The following is a 14218-nucleotide window of genomic DNA, read 5'->3' as shown; positions in this document are numbered from 1 at the left end:
CAGGAGAGCCATGCAGGTCTTCTTTCAGACGATCATCGGCGGGATCAGCCTCGGCGCCATCTATGCCCTGGTGGCGCTGGGGTTCTCGCTGGTCTACCGCACCATGGGCCTGGTCAACTTCGCGCACGGCAACGTGGTCACCGTCGGCGCCTACCTCGCCTCCACCTTCTATCTGACCTCGAAGCTGCCATTCGCCCTGGCGATGTTCGTGGCGATCGCGGTGACCGGAGTGATCGGCCTGGTCATCGAGCGGGTGCTGCGGCCGCTCGAGAACCGCGACTTCGACCTGATGCTGATCGGCACGATCGGCTTCGGCATCGTCCTCGACGCCCTCGTCATCATGATCTGGGGCGCCACCGGGCGGGCCGTTCCGTCACCGGTCCCGTCCGCCCCGATCGACCTGTGGGGGATCCGCATCCGCACGTACGACCTGGTCGTTCTCGCCATCGCGGCGGCGGCGACAGTTCTGCTCGTGTTGTTCTTGTCGCGCACCAAGCGCGGTGCCGCGATGCAGGCGGTGGCGATGGACCACGAGGCGGCCACCGCGGTCGGCATCCACGTCGGACGCAGCAACGCCATCGCCTTCATGATCGGTGCCGGACTCGCCGCTCTGGCCGGCGGCCTGGTCGGGCCGCTGCTCTACGTCAGCCCGGCGCTCGGCGGCGCGCTCGGCATCAAAGGGTTCGCGGCGGCGATCCTCGGCGGCTTCGGCAGCATCCCCGGCGCGATCGTCGGCGGCATCGCCATCGGAGTGCTCGACTCGTTCACCGCCGGGCACTTTCAGGGCTACTCCGAACTGGTCACCTTCCTGGTCTTCACCGTGATCATCATGATCCGGCCGACCGGAGTCTTCGGCGAACGGACGGTGAACCGCGCATGAGGTACCGCATCGGCATCATCGCGCTGGCCGCACTGGCGGCCTGGTTCCTGCCGTACGGCCTGGATTCGTACGCGATCCATGTGGTGAACGTGATCTTGATTTTCGCCATTCTCGCGATCGGTCTCGGCCTCTGCATGGGCGTCGGCGGTCAGGTCAACCTGGCCCAGGTGGCGTTCTTCGGCGTCGGCGCGTACACCACGGCCATCCTCACGACCAAGACAGGATGGGGCTTCTGGCTGTCCGCGGTGCTCGCCCTCGCGGCCACCATCGCCGTCGGGCTGCTGGTCGGCACGCCGGCGTTGCGCGTCCAATCGCATTACCTCGGCATCGTCACCCTCGGCCTGGCGCTCGCCTTCACCAATTGGGTGACCAACGCCCAGGTCGCCGGCGGCGCCGAGGGCATCTCCGCGATCCCGGTGCCGACGATCCCCGGCGTCGACCTCTCCAACGAATACCTTTACTACTACCTTGAGCTGGCGGTCTTCGCGGTCGGACTGGTCTTCGGCTTGTTCATCGTCCGCACCGCGCTCGGCCGGCGGATGCGCGCGATGCGCGACGACGCCCTCGCCGCCGGCGCGCTCGGCGCCGACGTACCGGTGCTGCGGATGACCGCGTTCCTGCTCGCCAGCGTCTACGGCGGACTCGGCGGAGTGCTCTACGCCGGGCTCATCCGCTACGTCGCACCCGAGACGTTCTCGATCGCCAACATGTTCCTGCTGCTCGGCATGGTGATCATCGGGGGCCGGCAGAGCCTGATCGGCTGCGTCGTCGGCGCGGCCGGCCTCTACCTCGTCCGCGAGCTGCTGGCCGACCATCCCACCGTCGCCCAGATCGGCTACGGCACGGTCGTGGTGCTCGTCGTGGTGTTCGCACCGACCGGACTCGCCGGCCTGCCGAAGAGGATCCGGGATCTGGTGACCCGGCGTCGCGGCGGGCAGGGCGAGGCGGCCCGGCTGCAGCCGTTCCAGCCGTACGAGACGGTGCGCCCGGACGAGTCGGGCAGCCAGTCGCCCATCCTGGAGGTCGATGGCATCAGCATGTACTTCCGAGGCCTGCGCGCTCTGGATGACGTCTCGTTGTCGATCACGCCGGGCGAGATCCGCGGCATCGTCGGACCCAACGGCTCCGGCAAGACCACGCTCTTCAACGTGATCAGCGGGTTGTACCGGCCGACTCGCGGCCGGATCCGGTTCCGCGGCCAGGACTCCACCGGCCTCGCGCCGTACCGGTTGGCCCGAGCCGGGATGTCGCGCACCTTCCAGAACCTGCGGCTGTTCGGTGACCTGACGGTCGAGGAGAACGTGCTCGTCGCCATCGACCGCAACGCCACCTGGCACAGCTGGCGCTACGTAGCCCGGCCGATCAGCGTGCTGCGCCGGGACCGCGACCTGCACCGTCGCGCGGCGGAGGTGATCGAGCGGTACGGCCTCGCCGAGTTCGCCGCGCTGCCGCCGAAGTCGCTGCCGTACGGCATCCAACGGCGGGTCGAGATCGCCCGCGCGGTTGCCGCCGGCCCGGCCCTGCTGCTGCTCGACGAACCCGCCGCCGGCCTCAACGGTGACGAGGTGCGCCAGCTCAGTGAGATCGTGCGTTCCGTCCGGGACAGCGGTGTCACCGTGATCATCATCGAGCACAACATGGGCCTGGTGATGTCGCTGTGCGAGCGCATCACGGTGCTGGCCAGCGGTCACGTCATCGCCGAAGGCGAGCCCGCCGAGGTGGCGAGCACACCGGCGGTGATCGAGGCCTACCTCGGCGACTCGATGAGCTCCGACGATCTGCCGTCCGTACCGGAGGTGACCGGATGACCACCGTATCCGAACCCACGACCGCGACCACCAACGTCCTGCGGGTGGAGGGGCTCACCGTGCACTACGGCGGGGTGTGCGCGGTGCGGGACCTGAGCTTCTCGGTGCCGGCCGGCGAGGCGATCGGGGTGATCGGCGCCAACGGCGCCGGGAAGACCTCCACCCTGAAGGCCGTCATGGGTCTCATTCCCCGGAAAGTGGGCACGCTGAGCTTCGGCGACGTCGATCTGACCAGGGTGAGTGCCCGATCGATGGTGCGGCACGGTATCGGCTACGTCCCGGAAGGGAGGCATGTCTTCACCGGCCTGCCGGTCGAGAAGAACCTGCTGCTCGGCGCGTACGCCCGGAAGTGGAACGCGGAGACCAGGGCCACCCTGGCCGAGATCTACGAGCTGTTCCCGGTCCTCGGCGAGATGCGGGGCCGGTTGGCCGGTGCGCTCTCCGGTGGTCAGCAGCAGATGCTGGCGATCGGCCGGGCGCTGATGTCGAAACCCCGGCTCCTGCTGCTCGACGAGCCGTCGATGGGGCTGTCCCCGAAGCTGGTCGAGAACATCCTCGAGGTGCTGCAACGCCTGCGGGCCGAAGGTCTGAGCCTGTTGCTGGTCGAGCAGAACGCCAAGCTGACCTTCGAGGCGACGAGCAGTTGCCTGGTGGTCGAGAACGGCGAGGTGGCGATGAGTGGCACCTCGGCTCAGCTGCGCCACGATCCGCAGGTCCGGCGCATCTACCTCGGGCTGTGACCCGGCCCGAACGGCTGGGCGAGCCGCTGGTGGTGGGCACACGCCGACTGCGCAACCGGGTGGTCCTGCCGCCGATGGAGCGCAACTACGGCACGGCGGACGGCCGGGTGACCGCCGACTACATCGGCTACCTGTCGGCGCGGGCTGCGGGCGGAGCCGGACTCGTCTTCACCGAGGCGACCTACGTGCGCGCCGACGGGCGAGGGCGGGTCCGGCAACTCGGCGCGCACAGTGACCACGTGCTGCCGGGCCTGCGTTCGCTGGCGGCCGCCATCCATGCGGAGGGCGCGCTGCTCGGCGTCGAACTCAACCACGCCGGACGAGTGGCCGAGGCGTCCGTATCCGGGTTCCAGCCGGTCGCGCCGTCACCGGTGCCGTTCCGTGGCAGCCGGCCGCGGGAACTGGCAACCGAGGAGGTGGCCGGCATCGTCGACGCGTTCGGTGCGGCCGCCTGGCGGTGTGCCCGGGCCGGGGTCGACGTACTGGAGGTGCACGCGGCCCACGGCTACCTGATCCACCAGTTCCTGTCGCCGCGTACCAACCGGCGCGCCGACCGGTACGCGGAACCGACGCTGTTTCTCGCCGAGGTGCTCGCCACGGTCCGGGCGGCGGCCCCGGATCTTGCCGTGTTCCTGCGGCTGTCGGCGTTCGAGGGCGTCCCGGGCGGTCTCGATGCGGACGCGACCCGGTCACTGGCCGGGCGGCTTCCGCTCGACCTGATCGACGTGCTGGACATCTCGGCCGGTTGCTACGAGGCCGGCGAGTGGATGGTGCAGCCAGGGGAGGTGGAACGCGGAGTGCTGGCACCGTACGCGGCGCGGTACCGGGATCTCGGCAAACCGGTCTGCGTCGCCGGCCGCATCCCCACGGCGCAGGAGGCGGAGCGGATTCTGCGATCCGGGGCCGCCGACCTGGTGGCCGTCGGCCGCGCGCAGCACGCCGACCCGGCCTGGACGAACGCGGCACTCGCCGGTCGCCGGCCGCGGCCCTGCATCGGTTGCAACCAGGGCTGCATCGACGCGCTGCACACCCAGCAGCCGATCTGGTGCCTGGCCAATCCCGCCGTCTCCGTCCCGCCTGTTTCCGTCCCCGCTCCGCAACCGGCCGGTGGCCGGCGAGTTCTCGTCGTCGGCGCGGGTGTGGCCGGCCTGGAGGCGGCGCGGACTGCGGCGCTGGCCGGTCACGACGTGACGATCGTGGAGGCCGGCGACAAGATCGGGGGACAGTTCCGGCTGGCCGCGTCCCTGCCGAGCAAACCCGAGTTCGGCCGGCTGCTCGACTGGTACGCGGCCGAGCTGCGCCGCCTGGCCGTCGACGTGCGTCTATCGACCCGCGCCGACCCGGCGATCATTCGCGGCCTCACGCCGGACACCGTCGTGGTGGCGACCGGGGGAGTCGGCCGGCGCCCATCGGTGCCGGGCGTCACCGGGTCGCGGGTCGTCGATCTGCTCGACTGGGTCGCCGGTCCGGCCCGGGTGGCAGCGGGTGAGGTGGTCACCGTCTGGGGCGCCGACCGGGCCGGCGTGGCCGTCGCCGACCAGGCCGCAGCCGTCGGGCATCGCGTGCTTCTGCTCACCGCCGCCGGCGAACTCGCACCGGAGGCCGGCCCGCGGGAGAAAGGCCTGATGGTGCGCCGGCTGACCGAGAACCCGGACGTCGAGATCCGGCGCGAGACCACCCTGGAGTCCATCGAGGACGATCGGCTGCTGCTCGGCCACGGTGGCGAGCGAGAGTGGTGTGCGGCGCGCGGGCCGGTCGTCGTCGCGCAGGGCATCGTTCCCCGGCAGGTCGAGGCTCGGGGCGCATGGCGGACCGTCGTGCTGGACGCGGCCGCCGACGCCGCCGAAGCGATCCGCCGGGGCGCCGGGGTCAGTCCTTGATCTCCTCGCGCAGCCGCTGCTGCCGGTGCGCCGCCATCCGTACCGGGTCGTTGGCGAAGCCGTAACCACGGTAGTCGCCGACCCGCTGCACGACCTCGACGAAGACCCGCGAACCGATGACGGGGGTGAACAATTGCCAATAGCTGCCGTGCTCGTCCTCGTCGTACATCACACCGAGGCGGCGGACCGCGGCCGGCGCGGAGATGCGGGCGTCGAGGTCGTCGTAGTAATTGGCCGGGATCGGCAGGATCATCCCGGCCGCCGCCAGTGCGGCGGCCGTCCGCGGCAGGTCATCGGTGGCCAGGGTGATGTGCTGGGGATGAGGGATCGCCGGAGCCCAGTCACCGCGGCGCAGCACCGGCACGCTGAGCGCGACCCGTACGCTGCGGTCGGCATTGCGGATGGCGAGGGTGCGCACGAGTCCGAACGGCGCCGCGAACTCGCCCGCCTCGTCGTCGGTCAGGCCCAGCACGGCGCGGTAGAACAGGGCCGCCTCGTCGTAGCGGTCGAACGGCTGAGCCAGCGAGAGATGGTCGATTGCCGTGATGCCGGTCGACAGGGCGCGCGGCTCGCCGGTCGGCAGGAAGTCGTCCAGCCAGCCGTGCTCGCCGACCGGCTCGGTGCGGCAGAAGAACACCGCCGTGCCGTCGGGAGCCGCGACCGCGGTCAGATCGGCCTCGCGCTGTCGTCGGCGGCGCGGAAGGGGTCGCGCGTGCAGGTGCGCCGCGCGGCGGGCGGCCGCCTCCGGGTCGCTGCTCTCCAGGGCGAACGCGCTGATCGCCGCCTCGCCGACGCCGGAGTTCAGTAGGATCCGGGCGTCGCCCTGCTCCCACAGCTGGACCGGTTTGGACCGGTGCTGCCCGGAATGGGTGAAGCCGAGGGCGCCGAGCAGCGCCTCCATCTGAGGCCCGGAGTCGGCGTCAACGCCCAGTTCGGTGAACGCGAGACCGGTCAGCGACGAGGCGGGGAACCCGCCGCCGTCGAGGCAGTCCTGCAACGCGGTGAGCGACCGGCGCGCGTCGACCGCCGTACGATGCGGATCGGCCTGCCGGAAGACGTCGTTGAACACCTCCAGCGACAGCGGTCCGCGGTAGCCGGTCGCCAGCACCGCCTTGGTGAATCCGACCAGGTCGAGGCTGCCCTGCAGGGGGAACAGGCGATGGTGCCGGCTCCACTGCAGCACGTCCATCGACAACCGGGGAGCGTCCGCCAGCTGCAGGAAGAAGACGCGGTCGCCGGGGATCCCGGCGATGTCGGCGTACTGATCGGTGCGGGACAGCACGTGGAAGCTGTCGAGGCACAGGCCGAGCGCCGGATGGCCGGCCCGCCGGACGATCTCCCACGAGCGTTGCCAGGTGGAGACGTGCCGTCCCCAGGCCAGGGCCTCGTAGGCGATGCGCATCCCGCGGTCGTCGGCCAGCTCGGCGAGCGTGCGCAACTGCTCGGCGGCCAGGTCATCGTCGTCGATGGTGTCGGGAGCGACGGAGGAGCAGATCAGCACGGTGTCCGCGCCGAGGCGGGCCATCAGGTCGAGTTTGGCCGTCATCCGGCGCCGGACGGCGGCGAATCGCTCGGCCGGCGCTCCCTCGGCGTCGCGGAACGGCTGGTAGAGGCTGATGGTGAGGCCGAGGTCAGCCACCCGGGCCCGGATCTGCTCCGGTGTGCTCGCGGCCGCGATCAGGTCGTTCTCGAAGATCTCGACGGCGTCGAATCCCGCGGCCCCCGCAGCGTCGAGACGATCCTCGAGAGTGCCGGAGAGACACACTGTCGCGATGCTCGTGCGCGCCATCGGAAGTCCTCCAGAAGTGTACGAACTAGTTCGTACACTCTAGGCCGTCGGGCTACTAGAGTCGACTCATGGCATCTGACATCGCCCCGCCCCGGACCCGCGACGCCGAGCGGACCCGCGCCGAGATCATCGAGGTGGCGACGCACGAATTCGCTGATCAAGGCTATGCCGGTGCCCGGGTGGACGAGATAGCCGCCAAGACCAGCACCACCAAGCGGATGATCTACTACTACTTCGGTGGCAAGGAAGGGCTCTATCTGGCTGTGCTGGAGGGGGCGTACCGGCACATCCGCTCCCTGGAGCAGCAACTCAATGTCGACCACCTGGCGCCGGTTGACGCACTGCGCCGGCTGGCCGAGCTCACCTTCGACCACCACGAGTCCCATCAGGACTTCGTCCGCCTGGTCGCCATCGAGAACATCCATTACGCCCAGCATCTGCGGCGTTCGGAAGCTCGGGATGTCCTTGCTGCACCCGCTCTCGAAGTGCTCACCCGAATTCTTGGGCGAGGAGTTGCCGCGGGCGTCTTCCGCGACGACGTCGACGCCCTCGACGTCCATATGATCATCAGCGCCTTTTGCGTCTTCCGCGGCGCCAACCGTTACACCTTTCAGGCCATCTTCAACCGTGACCTGCTCGATCCGCAAAGCCGGGAGCATTTGCGCCGGATGGTCGGCGACCTGGTGGTGGCCCACCTCACGACCCGCGAGGCGTAATCGATATCGGATGCGGTTCCCCACTCTCTGCGATCACCAGCCTGGCGGCGCCCGCTTCTGCGAGCGGTGACACCTGTCGCAGTGATCGACAACGATACGGTTCCGGGATGTCAAGAATCGTTGCCGCCCGGGCTGTCCTGCCTGAGCACGTGTATTCGCAGGAGCAGATAACCGGGGTGCTGGCCGATGCCCTCCTCGGTGACGAGCCGGCGGCCGTTGTCCGTCGCGAGCTGATGCGGCGGCTGCACACCGCGGCCGAAGTCCGTACCCGGCACCTTGCTCTTCCCCTGGACCGCTACCGCGACCTCGGCGGCTTCGGCGCGGCCAACGACGTGTGGATCGACGTGGGCCGCCGGCTCGGTTCGGACGCCGTTGCCGCGGCCCTGGCCGCGGCCGGCCTGGTGCCGTCCGACGTGGACCTGATCGTGACGACCTCGGTGACCGGGCTGGCCGTCCCCAGCCTGGACGCGCGCATCGCCCACCGGCTCGGGCTGCGTGACGACGTCAAGCGGATGCCGCTGTTCGGACTGGGATGCGTCGCGGGTGCGGCCGGTATCGCCCGGATCCACGACTACCTCCAGGGCCGCCCGGACGACGTGGCGGTGCTCCTGTCGGTCGAGTTGTGCTCGCTCACCTTCCAGCGGGGCGACACCTCGACGGCGAACCTGGTCGGTTCCGGTCTGTTCGGGGATGGCGCGGCGGCGGTCGTGGTCCTGGGGGAACGGCGGGCGGCGGCGGCCGGGCACGACCACGCTCCCCGGGTACGGGCGACGCGCAGCCGGCTCTACCCGGACTCCGAGCGGGTCATGGGCTGGGACATCGGCGAGACCGGTTTCCAGCTCGTGCTCGCGGCCACGGTCCCCGACATCGTCGACACCTACCTGAAGGGTGACGTCGAGACCTTCCTCGCCGCGCACGGGCTGGCCGTGAGTGACGTCGACACCTGGATCGCCCATCCGGGCGGCCCGAAAGTCATCGAGGCCATCGTTCGCACCCTGGGGCTGAAACCGGATGCGCTCGACGTGACGCGACGCAGTCTGGCGTCGGTCGGGAACCTGTCCTCCTCGTCCGTACTGCACGTCCTGCAGGAGACGCTGGCGACCCGTGACCCCGTCGCGGCGAGCCGTCCGGCCGTGATGCTCGCCATGGGGCCGGGCTTCTGCTCGGAGCTGGTGCTCCTGGACTGGTGACCACCCCGTGCAAGACAAGACCCGAGGCAGACCGTTACTGCGACGTCCGCAGTCCGCGCCAACGGGGTCGTCCCGGGCGTAGATGCTGCACAGCGTCGCGCAGGACCGCGCTCAGGTGTTGGTCGGAGTGCCGTCGTCTATCTGGTCAGCGCGTTCTTCAATGTCGTCAGCCTTCGCCGACACATCGTGACCTAATGCCCGCAGCCGCGTCGCGGTCTGCTCGCTCGGCGACGTCTCAGCCAGGGATCGGAGTCGTCGTGCCGCGAGCCTTAACTGCTCAACGGTCGAGCGCATCAGGGCGGCGGTCCTGGTTCGTGCTCTGCCGCTGTCCCGTCCGGCGTCCATGCGCGGCTGTTACCCGAAGTCGTCGTAGACATGCTTGACTACGGGGACATTTCCTTTGGCGCCGTATGCATCATTCGGAAGGCATCGACCCTGGTTCCGTACGGATCGACGTCGATCAGCCGGGCACCACGCCGTCAACCGAACGGGTCAGCGGTTACCGCCATGGCGGAGATCGTCGCCATCCAGAATGAGCCCGCCGAGCCCTTTGTCGTTGTCCTCTGAAATGGTTCCGAGAGTTTCGAGGAAGTCGCTTGCCCATTTGTCGATGTCGTTGTCGCGGACCTGCGTACGCATCGGCTTCATCCGTTCCGCCTGCTCCGCGCCATCGGCGTGCAGGGCGTCGGTGATGGCGCGTTTGAGGTCCTCGACGTCGTGCGGGTTGACCAGGAATGCGGTCGGCAGCTCGGCGGCGGCTCCGGCGAATTCGCTCAGCACCAGGGCGCCCTGATCGTCGTGGCGGGCCGCGACGTACTCCTTGGCGACGAGGTTCATGCCGTCGCGCAGCGGAGTGATGACCATGACGTCGGCGGCGAGGTACAGCGCGACCAGCTCGGCGCGGTTCATCGACTGGAACAGGTAGTGCACGGGAACCTGGCCGACCGCTCCGTACTCGCCGTTGATCCGGCCGACCTCGCGTTCCACCCGGGCGCGCAGCTCCTGATATTCCTTGACCCGCATCCGGCTCGGGGTGGCGACCTGCACCAGCACCACGTCGTCGTTGGACACGGTGCCGTCGGCGAGTAGTTCGCCGTACGCCTCAAGTCTTTGTTCGATGCCCTTGGTGTAGTCGAGGCGGTCGACGCCGAGCAGCAGGCGGCGGTCGCCGCCGAGTTCGGTGCGCATCCGGCGGGCCTCGGCCTGTACGGCGGGGTCGGCGGCCAGTTCCTCGACCTCGGTGACGTCGATCGAGATCGGGAAGGCCCGTGCGGTGACGGTCCGTCCGTCCACGACGACGTGTTCCTCCTGCGGGTCCAGGCCGAGGAGGCGGCCGGTGAGCTGCAGGAAGTTCTGGGCGGCGAGCGGGCGCTGGAAGCCGACCAGGTCCGCGCCGAGCAGGCCACGCAGGATGTCGGCCCGGCGGGGCAGTTGCATGAACAGCTCGACCGGCGGGAACGGGATGTGCAGGAAGAACCCGATGCGCAGGTCCGGTCGCAGCTCACGCAGCATCGCCGGCACCAGCATCAGCTGGTAGTCGTGGACCCACACCGTGCCGTCGGGTGCGGCTAGGAGCGCGGCCGCCTCGGCGAACCGGCGGTTCACCGCCTCGTACGCCTGCCGCCACGGACGGCGGTGGGTCGGCTGCTCGACGGCGTCATGGAACAACGGCCAGATGGTGCCGTTGGACTGGCCCTCGTAGTACCGGTCGACGTCGTCGGCGCTCAAGCCGACCGGGTGCAGGTGCATGCCGTCGGTGTCGAACGGCTCCGGCGCGTCACCCGGTTGACCGGTCCACCCGGCCCAGGCGCCGCCCTGCCGCCGCACGATCGGTTGCAACGCGCTGACCAGACCGCCAGGGCTCCGCGCCCAGCTGCGACTGCCATCCTCCGCGGTGACCTCGTCGACCGGGAGGCGGTTGGCGACCACCACGAACTCGTACGAGTCACTCATCTCGTTGTCCTCACAACGACGGGATACCGCCACCCGGGCGGCTCAAACACTTTGTACCCCGTTGCACCGCTTAAAATCCGGAGGGCCGGGTCGGCGATCAGGACGCAGCATCACGGCCTCAGCGGCCGGCTTCCGGCTTATCAGTCCAGGCTGCCGGTGCTCACCAGGTGCTCGGCGACGGCCACGAGCTTCCGGTTGGTGTTCTGCGATGCCTGGGACAGCATGGCGAAAGCGGCGTCCGGGGTGATCTTGAGTCGCTCGACGAGAATGCCTTTGGCCTGGCCGATCAGGTCACGGCTGTCGAGAGCGAGGGTCAGGTTCGCGACGCGTTGACCGTCGGCGAGCGCCAGGGCGGCCAGCGTGGCGTAGAGCGTCGCGAGCCGCCGCTCGGCGTCGCCGAAGGCGTGCGTGGTGTCGCCGTAGAGGCTGAGCGTGCCGAGCCGGCGGCGATCGACCCAGAGCGGCGCACACAGCATGCTGCCCACGCCCTCCTGCCCGGCGACCGAGGCGAATTCCGGCCAGCGCGCGTCGGTGCCGGTGTCGTCGATGACCACCACATCCTGCTCACGGGCGGCCTCGATGCACGGGCCGGCGCCGAGCTTCTGCTGGAGTTGATCGAGCACGTGCGGCGGTTGACCGTAGGTGGCCCGGGGCTCGAGCCGGCCGTTCTCCAGCTCGATCAAACCCGCCCAGGCGGCGGCCGGGACGGTCTCCACGGCCTGGGTGACGATCGTGTCCAGCCCATCGGAGGGGAAAGAACCGTCCACCCGTAGCGCCCGGGCTGCGCGGCCAAGTTGTTCCAGCGCGTCCTCGTCACTGCCGGTCACGACACTCCCTCGTTGGATCATTCCGGCAGTCGGGCCGGTCCGGTGTTACGTTGGCGGCGAAGGTGAAACAGGTCGCCTCCACCCCCGTACCAAGGTTAGGTGGAGTTTGTCATGGCCACACCTGGCAAGGATGCTGCCGACAGCACCGGCTCGGCGACCCGGGAGCTGTCGCAGACCGGCTCGTTTCTCACCACGGCTCAGGGCCTGCGGTTGCCCGACACCGATCATTCGCTGAAGGCCGGGGAACGCGGCCCGAGCCTGCTGGAGGACTTCCACCTCCGCGAGAAGATCACCCATTTCGACCACGAGCGCATCCCCGAACGGGTGGTCCACGCGCGTGGCGCGGCCGCCCACGGCGTGTTCGAGGCGTACGGCACGGCGGAGTCGGTGACCCGGGCGGCGTTCCTTCGTGCCGGCGAGCGCACCGACGTGTTCGTCCGGTTCTCCACCGTCCTCGGTTCCCGGGGATCGGCTGACACCGTCCGCGACACCCGCGGGTTCGCGGTGAAGTTCTACACCGGCGAAGGCACCTTCGACCTGGTCGGCAACAACATCCCGGTGTTCTTCATCCAGGACGGCATCAAGTTCCCGGACATCATCCACGCCGGCAAACCGCACCCGGACGTCGAGATCCCGCAGGCCCAGTCCGCGCACGACACGTTCTGGGACTTCGTCTCCCTGCATACCGAGGCCACCCATCACGTCATGTGGAACATGTCCGACCGTGGCATCCCGCGCTCGTACCGGACCATGGAAGGCTTCGGGGTGCACACCTTCCGGCTGGTCAACGCGGACGGCGAGACCAACCTGGTCAAGTTCCACTGGAAGCCGGTCGCGGGCGTGCACTCCCTGGTGTGGGAGGAGGCGCAGATCGCCGCCGGCGTCGACCCGGACTTCCACCGCCGCGACCTGGCCGACGGCATCACCGCCGGCGTGCCGCTGGAGTTCGAGCTGGGCATTCAGGTCATGCCCGACGACGGCACCGAAACGTTCGAGGACATCGACCTGCTGGACCCGACCAAGCTCGTACCGGAGGAACTGGCCCCGGTTCAGCTGATCGGCAAGCTCACCCTGGACCGCAACCCGGTCAACTACTTCGCCGAGACCGAACAGGTCGCCTTCCACACCGGCCACCTCGTCCCCGGCATCGAGGTCACCAACGACCCGCTGATGCAGGCCCGACTGTTCTCCTACCTCGACACCCAGCTGACCCGGCTCGGCGGTCCCAACTTCGCCCAGTTGCCGATCAACGCGCCGCACTGCCCGGTCAACGACATGCTCCGCGACGGCATGCACCAGCAGGCCGTCCCCACGGGCATCGCACCGTACCGGCCCAACAGCCTCGACGACGGCCTGCCGGAGGTGGCCGGGGCCGGCGACGGTGGATATGTGCAGACCGCCCGCCCGGTCAGCGGCTTCACGGTGCGGGAGAACCCGGTGTCGTTCGGCGACCACTTCACCCAGCCGGCCATGTTCTACCGCTCCCTGAGCGCGGTCGAGCAGGCGCACATCGTGGAGGCGTTCACGTTCGAGCTCGGCAAGGTGTTCGAGCAGAAGATCAAGGAACGCCAACTAACGGTGCTGGCCAACGTCGACGCCGACCTGTGTGCGCAGGTGGCGGCCGGACTCGGCCTTCCCGCCCCCAGCGGTACGCCGGTGGAGGACGTTCCGGTGTCGGCCGCTCTGTCGCAGGTGGTGGTCGAACCCGGCCCGATCGCCGGCCGGAAGATCGGCGTGATCGCGGACGACGGTTCGGACCTCGCCGGGATCCGCAAACTGCGCACCGCGGCCGAGAAACTCGGGGCGCAGGTCCTGGTCATCGCGCCGCACGGCGGGACTCTTGGCAAGGGCCGCTCGGTCCTCCCGATCGACCGGAGCATCCTGACCGCTCGCTCGATCGAGTTCGACGCGGTATTGGTGGCCGCCGGTACCGCCCCCGACACCGACATCAAAACGGTCCTTCTCCTGCAGGAGGCGTACCGGCACCTCAAGGCGCTCGGCGCGTGGGGCGACGGCGGCCGGCTGCTGCAGGCAGTCGGCGTCGACCTCGACGGGCCGGGCGTCCTCGCCGGTGACGTCGTCGCCAAGGCCTTCATCGACGACCTTGTCACGGCGCTCGGTCTGCACCGCGTCTGGGACCGGGCCGACGCCGTGATGGCCTCCGCCGTACCGCCGGCCGACTGAGACATCGGCGTCGCTGCCCGGCGGCCGCCCTGGTCGCGAACCGCCGGGCAGCGCCCCCGAGTGGGAGCACCTCCAGCGGTCCCCTCGGAGCGGAGCGGGTCAATCAGGTCGCCGGGCAGGTCGTCGGGTTGAGCCATGTCACCTGCATAACGAGGGCCCCGGCGCTGGAAAGCGCCAGGGCCCAAGGGTTGCGGGTCAGAAACACCATCTACCGACAGGAGCGTCGGGTTGTCGTATCCGCACCAGCCCGG

General features: G+C 69.5%; 10 protein-coding genes. 7 read left to right on the top strand and 3 right to left on the bottom strand.

Features of this window, described 5'->3' with window-relative positions; all coding sequences use genetic code 11:
- The first annotated feature begins 10 nt into the window (after positions 1 to 10).
- Genes Ate02nite_RS30100 through Ate02nite_RS30085 form a run of 4 tightly spaced genes read left to right on the top strand, consistent with a single transcriptional unit; the run spans position 11 to position 5308 of the window.
- Positions 11 to 880 carry a branched-chain amino acid ABC transporter permease gene (locus Ate02nite_RS30100; protein ID WP_203811219.1) on the top strand — a complete coding sequence of 290 codons (870 nt, stop codon included), beginning with the start codon at positions 11 to 13 and terminating at the stop codon, positions 878 to 880.
- A complete protein-coding gene (locus Ate02nite_RS30095; protein ID WP_203811218.1) occupies positions 877 to 2688 on the top strand; it encodes a branched-chain amino acid ABC transporter ATP-binding protein/permease in 1812 nt (603 codons plus the stop codon). The genes Ate02nite_RS30100 and Ate02nite_RS30095 overlap by 4 nt, the downstream gene beginning before the upstream one ends.
- Positions 2685 to 3428 (top strand): ABC transporter ATP-binding protein, encoded by a 744-nt coding sequence (locus Ate02nite_RS30090; protein ID WP_203811217.1) that lies wholly within the window; start codon positions 2685 to 2687, stop codon positions 3426 to 3428. Before Ate02nite_RS30095 ends, Ate02nite_RS30090 begins: the two co-directional genes overlap by 4 nt.
- Positions 3425 to 5308: an NADH:flavin oxidoreductase gene (locus Ate02nite_RS30085; protein WP_203811216.1), complete on the top strand. Its 1884-nt coding sequence runs from the start codon at positions 3425 to 3427 to the stop codon at positions 5306 to 5308. The genes Ate02nite_RS30090 and Ate02nite_RS30085 overlap by 4 nt, the downstream gene beginning before the upstream one ends.
- Here Ate02nite_RS30085 and Ate02nite_RS30080 read toward each other — a convergent pair.
- The gene (locus tag Ate02nite_RS30080; RefSeq protein ID WP_203811215.1) at positions 5298 to 7097 is read right to left on the bottom strand and encodes a sugar phosphate isomerase/epimerase and 4-hydroxyphenylpyruvate domain-containing protein; all 1800 of its coding nucleotides are present in this window, start codon (positions 7095 to 7097) and stop codon (positions 5298 to 5300) included. The genes Ate02nite_RS30085 and Ate02nite_RS30080 overlap by 11 nt on opposite strands.
- A 68-nt stretch (positions 7098 to 7165) precedes the next feature.
- On the opposite strand from Ate02nite_RS30080, the gene Ate02nite_RS30075 reads away from it, so the two are divergent.
- Together Ate02nite_RS30075 and Ate02nite_RS30070 are read left to right on the top strand one after the other, a co-directional pair.
- Positions 7166 to 7813, top strand: a complete 648-nt coding sequence (locus Ate02nite_RS30075; RefSeq protein WP_203811214.1) for a TetR/AcrR family transcriptional regulator — start codon at positions 7166 to 7168, stop codon at positions 7811 to 7813.
- Positions 7813 to 9003, top strand: coding sequence for a type III polyketide synthase (locus Ate02nite_RS30070; protein ID WP_307873294.1), 1191 nt, complete (start codon positions 7813 to 7815; stop codon positions 9001 to 9003). The genes Ate02nite_RS30075 and Ate02nite_RS30070 overlap by 1 nt, the downstream gene beginning before the upstream one ends.
- 492 nt (positions 9004 to 9495) lie before the next feature.
- On the opposite strand, the gene Ate02nite_RS30065 is transcribed toward Ate02nite_RS30070, so the two are convergent.
- Together Ate02nite_RS30065 and Ate02nite_RS30060 are read right to left on the bottom strand one after the other, a co-directional pair.
- Entirely contained in the window at positions 9496 to 10956 is a 1461-nt protein-coding gene (locus tag Ate02nite_RS30065; RefSeq protein WP_203811212.1) for an alpha,alpha-trehalose-phosphate synthase (UDP-forming), read from the bottom strand.
- A gap of 140 nt (positions 10957 to 11096) precedes the next feature.
- Positions 11097 to 11783, bottom strand: a complete 687-nt coding sequence (locus Ate02nite_RS30060; protein ID WP_203811211.1) for a GAF and ANTAR domain-containing protein — start codon at positions 11781 to 11783, stop codon at positions 11097 to 11099.
- 111 nt (positions 11784 to 11894) lie between these two features.
- On the opposite strand from Ate02nite_RS30060, the gene Ate02nite_RS30055 reads away from it, so the two are divergent.
- The gene (locus Ate02nite_RS30055) at positions 11895 to 13967 is read left to right on the top strand and encodes a catalase (RefSeq protein ID WP_203811210.1); all 2073 of its coding nucleotides are present in this window, start codon (positions 11895 to 11897) and stop codon (positions 13965 to 13967) included.
- Positions 13968 to 14218: the final 251 nt, after the last annotated feature.

The organism is Paractinoplanes tereljensis, from assembly GCF_016862435.1.
Taxonomy (GTDB): domain Bacteria; phylum Actinomycetota; class Actinomycetes; order Mycobacteriales; family Micromonosporaceae; genus Actinoplanes; species Actinoplanes tereljensis.
This window is presented reverse-complemented; position numbering and strand designations above follow the sequence as displayed.

Coding starts and splice junctions, on each gene's coding strand:
- Ate02nite_RS30100 (WP_203811219.1), top strand. CDS start 11: ATGCAGGTCTTCTTTCAGACGATCATCGGCGGGATCAGCCTCGGCGCC.
- Ate02nite_RS30095 (WP_203811218.1), top strand. CDS start 877: ATGAGGTACCGCATCGGCATCATCGCGCTGGCCGCACTGGCGGCCTGG.
- Ate02nite_RS30090 (WP_203811217.1), top strand. CDS start 2,685: ATGACCACCGTATCCGAACCCACGACCGCGACCACCAACGTCCTGCGG.
- Ate02nite_RS30080 (WP_203811215.1), bottom strand. CDS start 7,097: ATGGCGCGCACGAGCATCGCGACAGTGTGTCTCTCCGGCACTCTCGAG.
- Ate02nite_RS30075 (WP_203811214.1), top strand. CDS start 7,166: ATGGCATCTGACATCGCCCCGCCCCGGACCCGCGACGCCGAGCGGACC.
- Ate02nite_RS30065 (WP_203811212.1), bottom strand. CDS start 10,956: ATGAGTGACTCGTACGAGTTCGTGGTGGTCGCCAACCGCCTCCCGGTC.
- Ate02nite_RS30055 (WP_203811210.1), top strand. CDS start 11,895: ATGGCCACACCTGGCAAGGATGCTGCCGACAGCACCGGCTCGGCGACC.